Origin of the sequence: Thauera phenylacetica B4P, assembly GCF_000310225.1 — a bacterium.
In the GTDB taxonomy this organism is placed as follows: domain Bacteria; phylum Pseudomonadota; class Gammaproteobacteria; order Burkholderiales; family Rhodocyclaceae; genus Thauera; species Thauera phenylacetica.
On sequence record NZ_AMXF01000149.1, the window covers coordinates 1 to 10,087 of the forward strand.

At 72.0% G+C, this 10,087-nt stretch carries 7 protein-coding genes; 6 read left to right on the top strand and 1 reads right to left on the bottom strand.

The annotated features are described in order from the left end of the window. On the bottom strand, nt 1-1,240 hold a 1,240-nt coding region (locus tag C667_RS24415; RefSeq protein ID WP_211207724.1), incomplete at its 3' end, for an MltA domain-containing protein. 199 nt (nt 1,241-1,439) lie between these two features. Between C667_RS24415 and tssJ the strand changes: the two genes are divergently transcribed. The 6 genes from tssJ to C667_RS15955 form a co-directional block, all read left to right on the top strand. Beyond that, nucleotides 1,440-1,931 carry a type VI secretion system lipoprotein TssJ gene (gene tssJ, locus C667_RS15930; protein WP_004369246.1) on the top strand — a complete coding sequence of 164 codons (492 nt, stop codon included), beginning with the start codon at nt 1,440-1,442 and terminating at the stop codon, nt 1,929-1,931. A 42-nt stretch (nt 1,932-1,973) separates the two neighbouring features. Continuing rightward, complete coding sequence (gene tssK / locus C667_RS15935) at nt 1,974-3,311, top strand: type VI secretion system baseplate subunit TssK (RefSeq protein ID WP_004369248.1); 1,338 nt, start codon at nt 1,974-1,976, stop codon at nt 3,309-3,311. An 11-nt stretch (nt 3,312-3,322) separates the two neighbouring features. Beyond that, the gene (locus C667_RS15940) at nt 3,323-4,627 is read left to right on the top strand and encodes a DotU family type VI secretion system protein (RefSeq protein WP_004369256.1); all 1,305 of its coding nucleotides are present in this window, start codon (nt 3,323-3,325) and stop codon (nt 4,625-4,627) included. A 19-nt stretch (nt 4,628-4,646) separates the two neighbouring features. After that, complete coding sequence (gene tssM / locus C667_RS15945) at nt 4,647-8,246, top strand: type VI secretion system membrane subunit TssM (RefSeq protein ID WP_004369258.1); 3,600 nt, start codon at nt 4,647-4,649, stop codon at nt 8,244-8,246. Next, nucleotides 8,243-8,953, top strand: a complete 711-nt coding sequence (tagF, locus tag C667_RS15950; protein ID WP_004369262.1) for a type VI secretion system-associated protein TagF — start codon at nt 8,243-8,245, stop codon at nt 8,951-8,953. The genes tssM and tagF overlap by 4 nt, the downstream gene beginning before the upstream one ends. Before the next feature lie 24 nt (nt 8,954-8,977). Beyond that, on the top strand, nt 8,978-10,087 hold a 1,110-nt coding region (locus tag C667_RS15955; RefSeq protein WP_004369264.1), incomplete at its 3' end, for a serine/threonine-protein kinase.

Genomic DNA, 10,087 nt, shown 5'->3' on the forward strand with positions numbered 1-10,087 from the left:
GGACGGCGGGTGCGGGCTTGACCGGAGCCGGCGCGGCGCCGGCGGATCCGGTGCGCGCAGCCTCACCCAACGTGGCACCCGCGGCGAGCGCCTCGACCAGGCGCTCGACGTCGCGGTCGAGCGCGCGCTCCGACGGCAGCCCGGGTCGGGCAGCGCCACGCGTGAGTGGCAAGTCGGCGAGCGCGCCCTGCGAATCGACGACCGCCTCGAAGTCGATATCGAGCCCGCGCGCGAACAGCGAGGGCCCGTCCGCCATGCCACGCGTACGCGTCCGCTGTGGCGGCCGGAAGGGATGGCCGTTCTGCTCCGCGAACGCGAGCCGCAGGACCTTGCCGTCCTCGAGGCGCACCCGCCCCGAGCCCTGGATGTGCATCGAGTAAAGGGCCGCTACGTTATCCACCCAGGCCAGCACCGGCGCCTGCCGCAGTCCACCGCGGACAATCTCGGCGCGGGTCGGGTAGGCCACCAGGCGATCCCCCTCGAGGCGCAGCCGGATGCGACGGTCGAGCACGCCCGCCGGCACCGCGGACAGGTCCAGCCGATAGGGCGCCGCCCCCTCCGGAGCCGGCACCACCTTGCGGCCTGCGATGCGCACGGGCACCGGCGCACCGCGCACGGACCTCGGGATCTGGCGCAGATCCAGCGTCAGCAGGTCGGCCGGCAAGCCATGCACCGGATGCACGAAAGCGCCCTGCCGGCTGCGCCGCCCCTCGATGAAGGGCTCGTAGTACCCGGTGATCAGCCCGTCGCGGGAGCAATCGGGGTTGCCCACCTCGTACGGCTCGAACTCGCGCTCGATGAACGCGCGCAGCGCCTCGGCATCACTCACCGCGCCAAGCCGGCCACACAGCCCGCTCCAGGCTTCGCCGCGCCCGAGCGCCTTACAGCTGCGCCCGAGCGCTTCGCCGACACCGGCAAGCGCATCCTGGCGCCAGCCCGGGACCTGCGCCCACTCCACCGGAACGAAGTGCGCGTAGCGGGTGGAGAATCCGCTGCGCGGCGCCGCCGCGGGCTTGCCTGCATCCGCTCGGGACTCGATCGGCGCAGCTCCCACGGCCCGCGCGGGCAAATCCGGCGCCGTCGCCGACGCCACCGCGCTCGGGACCACCGCGCCTTCCTCCCCACCCGGCGAGCCCAAGGGCGTCGAGCCGGGCGAGAGCGTACTCCCCGCGCCGCAGCCGGCGAGCATAATGACCAGCAGGCCTGCGCACGCAGGCCGTCCGATGCAATCCGGTTTCATGCTCAACCTCCTTCGGCCGCCCCCGGGCACAACCGCGAGGGCCGGCGCGCGACGACCGTGCAATCCAAACATAGTCCGCCGGCGCCATGCGCGCCATGCCGAGACAAGGCTTCATCGACGCGCAGCGCATATCGCGAGGTAGACGGCGCCGGGGATAGCGGCCATATTGAATTCATATGGAACCGCCAAGGAGAGAACCGTGCCCCTGTCCGCGCTCTGGCAGAGGTGGCGCACGCGCCTGCCGACCCTCGTCCTTGTGCCGGCCCTGCTGGCCGGCTGCGCCGCACCGCCACCCAAGCCCACCGTGGTGCAGGCCAGCCTGCAGGCCGCGGGCGGCCTCAACCCGGACCGTCGCGAGCGCGCCTCGCCGATCACCCTGCGGATCTACGAGCTCAAGACCGGCGCAGCCTTCGGACGCGCCGACTTCTTCTCGCTCTGGGATGGCGAGGGCGCGACCCTGGGCGCCGACCTGGTCGCCCGCGATGAACTCCAGCTGCGGCCGGGCGAATCCCGCACCCTGCAGCGCACGCTGCAGCCCGACACCCGCGAGCTCGGCGTGGTGGCGGCCTTCCGCGACCTCGAGCGTGCACAGTGGCGTGCCACCCACACCGTTGTGCCCAACCAGACCCAGGCGGTGACGATCCAGCTCGAGGCGAGATCGGTCCGGATCCTGCCCGCGGCGGCAAGGTGACAAGAGGCGCGACGCGCGCGTGGCCAAGCAGCGAGGACGGTGATGACGACGCACAGCAAGGTGATCTGGTCCGAGGGGATGTTCCTGCAGCCGCAGCACCTGCAGCAGCACGACCGCTATGTCGAGTCGCTCGTCGAGCGTCGCGCGGGTGCGCTGCGTGACCACGCCTGGGGCTGGATCGAGCTCGCGCTGGACGAGCCCTCGCTGCGCATGGGGCGGATCGCGCTCGCGCGCGCGCGCGGTCTGCTGCCCGACGGCACGCCCTTCGATTTCCCGGCGCAAGAGGAGGCCCCGAGCGCACTCGAGATCCCGGTCGACGCGCGCAACGAACGCGTGGTGCTCGCGCTGCCGCTGAGGCGCCCCGCGGCCTGCGAGACCGACCTCTTCGGCGAAGACCCGCAGGGCGCCATCCGCTACCGACCTGCCGAACGCGAACTCCCCGACATCACGCTCGCCGCCGGCCCGAGCGCGCTGGTCCAGCTTGGTCTCCCGTGTTTTCGCCTGATGCTCGCGCGCGACGCCACCGACGCCTATGCCTGCGTCGGCGTCGCACGCGTCGTCGAGCGCCGCGCCGACGACCAGCTCGTGCTCGACCGCGACTACATCCCTCCCATGCTGGCGTGTGCGGGCAGCGCCGTGCTCGCGGCGCAGATCGGCGAGATCCACGGCCTGCTGCACCAGCGCGCCAAGGCCCTGGCGGCGCGCGTAGCCCAGCCCGGGCGCGGCGGCGTGGCCGAGATCGCCGACTTCCTGCTGCTGCAGACGGTGAATCGGCACGAGCCGGTCTTCCGCCACTACGGCCTGCGCACCCTGCTGCATCCCGAGAGCCTCTACGCGCACTGCCTGGCGCTCGCTGGCGAGCTCGCCACCTTCTCGCGCGACGAGCGGCGTCCGCCGGACTACCCGCCGTATCGCCACGACGACCTGCAGTCCTGCTTCCTGCCGCTGGCGGCCGACCTGCGGCGCTCGCTGTCGATGGTGCTCGAGCAGACCGCGGTGCCGATCGAGCTGCAGGACCGCAAGTACGGCGTGCGAGTCGCGGTCGTGCCCGACCTCGAGCTGCTGCGCAGCGCCGCCTTCGTGCTCGCGGTCAACGCCCAGATGCCCGGCGAGGCCCTGCGCGTGCGTTTTCCCGGCCAGGTCAAGATCGGCCCGGTCGAGCGCATCCGCGATCTGGTCAACCTCGCCCTGCCCGGCATCGCGCTTCGCGCCTTGCCGGTGGCACCGCGGCAGATCCCCTTCCACGCCGGCTTCAACTATTTCGAGCTCGACCGTGGCAGCGAGCTCTGGAAGCAGCTGCAGCAATCGGGCGGCCTGGCGCTGCACATCGCGGGCGATTTCCCCGGGCTGGAGATCGAATGCTGGGCGATCCGTGACTGAGAGACGCCGCCATGAGCAACGATGATCCCTTTGCGGCCTTCGAACTCGACCACACCTTCGTCATGCCCTCGCCCGGCCAGCGTCCCGTCCAGGCGCAGGGCCCGGCACGCGGCCCGGAACCGGCGGCTGCTCCGGCGCCGGCGGTCGACAGCCTCATGCCCGCGCACGGGGTCAACCCGATCGTCGCTGCGGCCAGTCCCCTGCTCAACACCGTCGCGCAGATTCGCGCCACGCTCGAGAACCCCGACCCCGAAATCCTGCGCGCACGGCTCATCGAGGCCGTCCGCGCCTTCGAGCGCAAGGCCGCGCAGGCCGGGGTCGAGCCGCGCAAGCTCGTGGCCGCGCGCTACGTGCTGTGCACCTTCCTCGACGAGGCGGCGACCAGCACACCCTGGGGCGGCTCCGGGGCGTGGGCGCGGCAAAGCCTGCTGGTCAGCTTCCACAACGAGACCTGGGGCGGCGAGAAGGTCTTCCAGTTGCTGGCACGACTGGCCGAGGACCCTGCGGGCAATCGAGACCTGCTCGAACTGATGCACGTGGTGCTCGCGCTCGGCTTCGAGGGGCGCTTTCGCGTGCAGGCGGACGGGCCGGCGCAGCTCGCGCGCCTGCGCGAGCGCCTTCACACCCTGCTGCGCGAGCAGCGCGGCGACTTCGAACGCGACCTCTCGCCGCACTGGGTGGGCCAGCCCGCGCGACGCCAGGTGCTCTCCCGCCTGCCGGTGTGGATCGCCTTCGCGCTCGCGGGCGTGCTCGCGGCGGGGCTCTTCCTGTTCCTGTCCGGGCGGCTCAACGCACGCTCCGACCCGCTCTTCTCCGGCATCCTCGCCCTGCGCGCGGCGGCCCCGGCGCCGCCGCCCACGGTGCTCGCCCCACCGCCCGCCACGGTGCCGCGGCTCGCGATCTTCCTCGAGCCGGAGATCCGTGCCGGGTCGGTGGCGGTGCGCGACCTGGAGGATCGCAGCGTGGTGACGATCCGCGGCGACGGCACCTTCCGCCCCGGCAGCGCGACCCTGGAGGAGTCCGTCCTCCCGCTGCTGCGCCGCATCGGCGAGGCGCTCGGCGAAGTACCCGGCCCGGTCCTGATCACCGGCCACACCGACAACGTGCCGATCCGCTCCGCCCGCTTCCCCTCGAACTGGCACCTTTCGGTCGAACGCGCCGAATCGGTGCGCGCCCTGCTCGCCGGGCTCGTCGCGGCGGACCGGCTCGGTGCCGAGGGCCGTGCCGATGCCGAACCGGTGGCGGGCAACGCCACCCCGGCCGAGCGCGCACGCAACCGCCGCGTGGAGATCACCCTCTATCGCGGCAAGCCTTGATCTGCCGAGGGTCCGAACCATGAAGAAACTGCTCGGCCTGCTGACCCACCCGCTGCTGCTCGCGCTGATCGGACTGGGCGCGGCCGCGGCGACCATCTGGCACTTCGGGCCGCTGCTGGCCTTCGCCGAGGTCAGGCCGCTCGAGACCGAACGTGCGCGCTGGATCTGCATCGGCGTGCTGGTCGCGCTATGGCTGCTGCGCCAGCTATGGAAGGTGTTCAAGGCCGGGCGCCTGAACGCGCGCCTGGTCGACGGCCTGCTCGCCGCCAAGCCGGCGGCACCCACGGCCGCGGCCCCCTCGGCCTCCGAACAGGAGGTCGCCGCGCTCGACCGCCGCTTCGAGGAGGCGATCGGCATCCTGCGTGGCGTGCGTCTGTCGGCTGCGGGCCGCCGCCCCGGCCTGCGCGACCTGCTCTCGCTCTCCGGGCGCCAGTATCTTTATCAGTTGCCGTGGTACGTCTTCATCGGCGCCCCGGGTTCCGGAAAGACCACCGCGCTGATCCATTCCGGGCTGCAGTTCCCGCTTGCCGAGAAATTCGGCACCGCCTCGCTCAAGGGCGTAGGAGGCACGCGCAACTGCGACTGGTGGTTCACCGACGAGGCGGTGCTGCTCGACACCGCCGGGCGCTACACCACCCAGGAATCCGACCGCGAAGTCGATAGCGCGGCCTGGCAAGGCTTTCTGCGCCTGCTCGCGCAGGCGCGGCCGCGCCGGCCGATCAACGGCGTCTTGCTCACGCTCAGCGTCGCCGACCTGCTGCAGCAGGACGAAGGCGAGCGCGAGGCGCACGCGGCGGCGATCCGCGCTCGCCTTCAGGAGCTGCACGACAGCTTCCAGATCCGCCTGCCGATCTACGTGCTGGTGACCAAGGCCGACCTGCTCGCCGGCTTCACCGAGTTCTTCGACGATCTGGGCAAGGACGAGCGCACCCAGGTCTGGGGGGTGAGCCTGCCGCTCCCCGACGACCCGAAGATCGGCGCCCTGGACGGCCTCGGCGGCGAGCTCGACCTGCTCGAGGAGCGCCTGCTCGCCCGTGTGCCCGAGCGCATGCACGCGGCCGGGGACCCCGCGCGTGCCGGACGGGTATTCGCCTTCCCGCAGCAGTTCGCGGTGTTGCGCGCACCGCTGGTGGATCTGCTCGAACGCGTCTTCAAGTCCTCGCGCTACGACGAGGCCCCGCTGGTGCGCGGCGTCTACTTCACCAGCGGCACCCAGGAGGGCAGCCCGATCGACCGCGTGCTCGGCACGCTCGCGCGCGCGATCGGGCTCGAACGCAAGCTCCTGCCCCCGCAGGCAGCCAGCGGACGCAGCTACTTCATCAACCGCCTGCTGCGCGAGGTCGTCTTCCCGGAGCAGGGCCTGGCCGGTCGCAACCAGCGCCTCGAGCGCCGCCTGAACCTGCTGCGCTGGTCCGCCCAGGGCGCCGCAGCCCTGCTCCTGATCGTCGCCGGCATCACCTGGATCGGCAGCTACCAGCGCAACGACGCCTACCTGGGCGAGATCGCCGCCCGCATCCCCGAGGTGCGCGAGCGCCTCGCGGCGCTGCCGCCGCCGGGCAGCACCACCGACCTGCTCGACCTGCTGCCCGTGCTCGACGCGGTACGCGGAATCTCCGCCGGCGCACAGGCCGACGCCCCGACCGCAGGCGGCTACGGCATGCACCAGGGCGGCAAGCTGGGTGCGGCCGCCGACCAGGCCTATCGCAAGCTGCTCGAAGATGCCCTGCTGCCACGCCTCGGTCTGCGTATCGAGCAACAGCTGCGCGGTGCCGGCGCGAACAACCTCGAGTTCGCCTACGAGGCCCTCAAGGCCTACCTGATGCTGAACGACGCGAGCCATTTCGACGCGGACGCGCTTGAATCCTGGATCCGCTTCGACTGGGAACGCAGCCTGCCGCGCACGGCGACACAGGAACAGCGCACCGAGCTCGCCACCCACCTCGACCGCCTCTTCGAGCGCGGACGCGTGCTCAACCCACTCCCGCACGACGAGAACCTGGTCGCCTCGGTGCGCAACCTGCTCGCGCGCTATCCGCTCGCGAACCGCGTCTATAGCCGGCTGCGGCGCGAGGGTGTGGGCGAGGACTTCCCGGAATTCACCGTACTGCGCGCGGCGGGGCCATCCGCAGCGCTGGTGTTCGCCCGCGTCTCGGGCCAGCCGCTGACCGCCGGCGTACCCGGGCTGTTCAGCCACGCGGGCTACCACCAAGCCTTCAAGCGCGAATCCGAGCGGGTGGCCAACCAGCTCGCGGACGAGGAGGTCTGGGTGCTCGGCCATCGCGACGAGGGTGCGATCGCGCGCCTGCGCGATCCGGGCGAGCGTGCCCGCCTCATCGAGGATGTTCGCCGGCTCTACCTCAACGACTACGCCCAGACCTGGGAAGACTTCCTCGCCGACGTCAAGCTCGTGCGCCCCGCCAACCTCTCGCAGACGATGGACGTCGCGCGCCTGCTCTCGGCGGTCGACAGTCCGCTGCCGCCCTTTCTGCGTGCCGCGGCACGCGAGACCACGCTGGTCCCGGGCGAGGCGGACAAGAGCATCACCGATCGCGCGGCCGATCGCCTCGCCCAGGAGACCCGGCGACTGAGCAACCTGCTCGGCGGCGACGCGCGCGGCCGACCTGCGCAGCCGGCGGGCGACGCGATCGAAAACCTCGTCGACCGCCGCTTCGAGAGCCTGCGCCGCTTCGTGACCCCGCCCGCCCCCGGCCAGCCGGCGCCGATCGACGGCACGCTCGCCCTGCTCGGCGAGCTGCACGTGCTGCTCACCGCGACCGACACCGCGCTGCGCGCCAAGACCGCGCTGCCGCCATCGGATGTGCCGCTGCGGGTCAAGGCGCAGTCGCCGGGCATGCCCGAGCCGCTGCGCTCGATCGTGCAGAACCTGGCCGAGCTCAGCGCCCAGCTGGCCGGCGGCGCCATCGTCGCCAACCTCGAGGAGGCCATCGAAGCCGACATCGGCAGCTTTTGCCGCCGCGCGATCGCCGGGCGCTATCCCTTCGTCCGCAGCTCGGCGCGCGACGTGACCCAGGACGACTTCGCCACCCTGTTCGCCCCCGGCGGCAAGATGGACCAGTTCTTCCAGACCCATCTCGCCAACCTGGTCGACACCTCCACCAACCCGTGGAGCTTCCGCCGCGTGAGCGACGTGAACGTCGGAGGACCGGGCTCGCTGGTGCAGTTCCAGCGCGCGCAACGCATCCGCGAGGTGTTCTTCGCCGCGGGCGGGCGCACGCCGGGCCTCAAGCTCGAGTTCAAGCCGCTGGAGATGGACGCCTCCATCACCCAGTTCATCCTAGACGTGGACGGGCAGCTGGTGCGTTACGGCCATGGACCGCAGGTGCCGCAGCCGGTGATGTGGCCGGGACCGCGCGGCAGCACCCAGGTGCGCGTGCAGGTCCAGCCACCGGGCCCCTCCGGGCTCTCCGGCATCACCACCGAGGGTCCGTGGGCGCTGTTCCGCCTCTTCGACCGCTTGCGCATGGCACCTACGCCGCAGGCCGAGCGCTTCCTCGTCGACTTCGTGATCGACGACCGCCGCGCCCAGTTCGAGGTCACCGCCAGCAGCGTGCAGAACCCCTTCCGCCTGCGCGAAATCGAGCAGTTCCAGTGCCCATGAGCGACGACGACCTCCCCGGCTGGTACGGCAAGATCGCGAGCCTGGGCGACTTCGCGTCGCGCCGCCTGCCCGCCGAGTTCATCTCGTGCTGGGACGCGTGGCTGCAGCGCATGCTGCCGGATTCGCGCGCACGCCTGGGCGATCGCTGGCTGGAGCGTTACCTCGGCAGCCCGATCTGGCGCTTCCTGCTCTTCCCCGGCGTGTGCGGAGAGAGCATCTGGGCGGGGCTGATCATGCCCAGCGTAGACCGGGTGGGGCGCTATTTCCCGGTCACCATCGCGTCCCGGCTACAGGCACTCGCATCGACCGAACGCGAGTTCGACGCACTCGCCGACTGGCTCGATCGCCTGGCCGCCGCCGCCCTCGCCACCCTCGACCTGCGGCGCAGCGCGCAGCAGTTCGACGCCGCCCTGACAACGCTGCGCGCCCCCCTTCCCGCCCCCCCGCGAGTGGTGCTGGCCGGGCGGATCGCGGCGCGGCTGCACGATCGTTCGGCGGGGCGCTTCATGCTGCCCTCCGACGACGAGCTGGCCCAGACGCTGATGGGCGTGGGCGCCGGCCTGCTGACCGAGCAGGCGCGAGGCAGCTCGCTGTGGTGGACCCCGTGCGCCACAGGGGCGACCACCCCCCTCGTGCTGGCCCGCGGACTGCCCGATGGCGAGCAGTTCGCCGCCATGCTCGACGCGGGCGGCACCCGCCACGCCTGACGCCGATCCCACCCGGAGCCCGCCATGGCCGACCGCAACGACGACAAGACCCTAATCGCCGACAAGACCGTGATCGCCGACCTCCCGGCGAGCAGCCCCAAGCCCGCACAAGCCGCTGCCGGCCAGCCCGCGAACACGCTGCCGATCGGCACCCGCCTGGGTGAATTCGAGCTCATCGGCCTGGTCGGTGCGGGCGGGTTCGGCATCGTCTATCTCGCTGAGGACCACTCCCTCGGCCGCCGCGTCGCCCTTAAGGAATACATGCCGGCCACCCTCGCACAGCGCGGCGACGGCCTGCGCGTCACCCTGCGCTCGGAGCGCAACGCAGAGACCTTCGAGGCCGGCCGGCGCAGCTTCGTGAACGAGGCGCGGCTGCTCGCCCAGTTCGACCATCCCGCCCTGGTGAAGGTCTATCGCTTCTGGGAGGACAACGGCACCGCCTACATGGTGATGCCCTACTACGAAGGCGTCACGCTCAAGCGAGCCCTGCTCGAGCGCAGCGCTCCGCCCGACGAGGCGTGGCTGAAGCGCCTGCTCGCCCCGCTGCTGGACGCGCTCGAGGTGATGCATGCGGCGCAGGTCTATCACCGCGACATCGCACCCGACAACATCCTGCTGCTCTCCGGCGAGCGCCCGCTGCTGCTCGACTTCGGCGCCGCACGGCATGTGATCTCGGACATGACGCAGGCGCTCACGGTGATCCTCAAGCCGGGCTACGCCCCGGTCGAGCAGTACGCCGAGATGCCCGAGCTCAAGCAGGGGGCGTGGACCGATCTCTACGCGCTCGGCGCCGTGGTGCATCTGGCGATCACCGGCCGCGTCCCGCCGCCGGCCGTCGGCCGCCTGGTGAATGACTCCCTCGTCCCGCTCACGCAGCAGGCCGCGGGCCGCTACTCCGCCGGGTTCCTCCGGGCGATCGACCGCGCGCTCGCGGTGCGCCCCGAGCAGCGCCCCCAGAGCGTGGCCGAGTTCCGCACCCTGCTGCACATCGCCGAGGATGGCGCCACGGTCCCGGTGTCCGCAGTGCATGGAGCGCCCCTGGGGGCCCGGGGCACAGGCGCTGCGATCCCGCCGAAGCCCTCGCAACCCGCGGCGCACGCCGGCCCGAGCCGGCGCGGCGCGACGTGGGCCGCC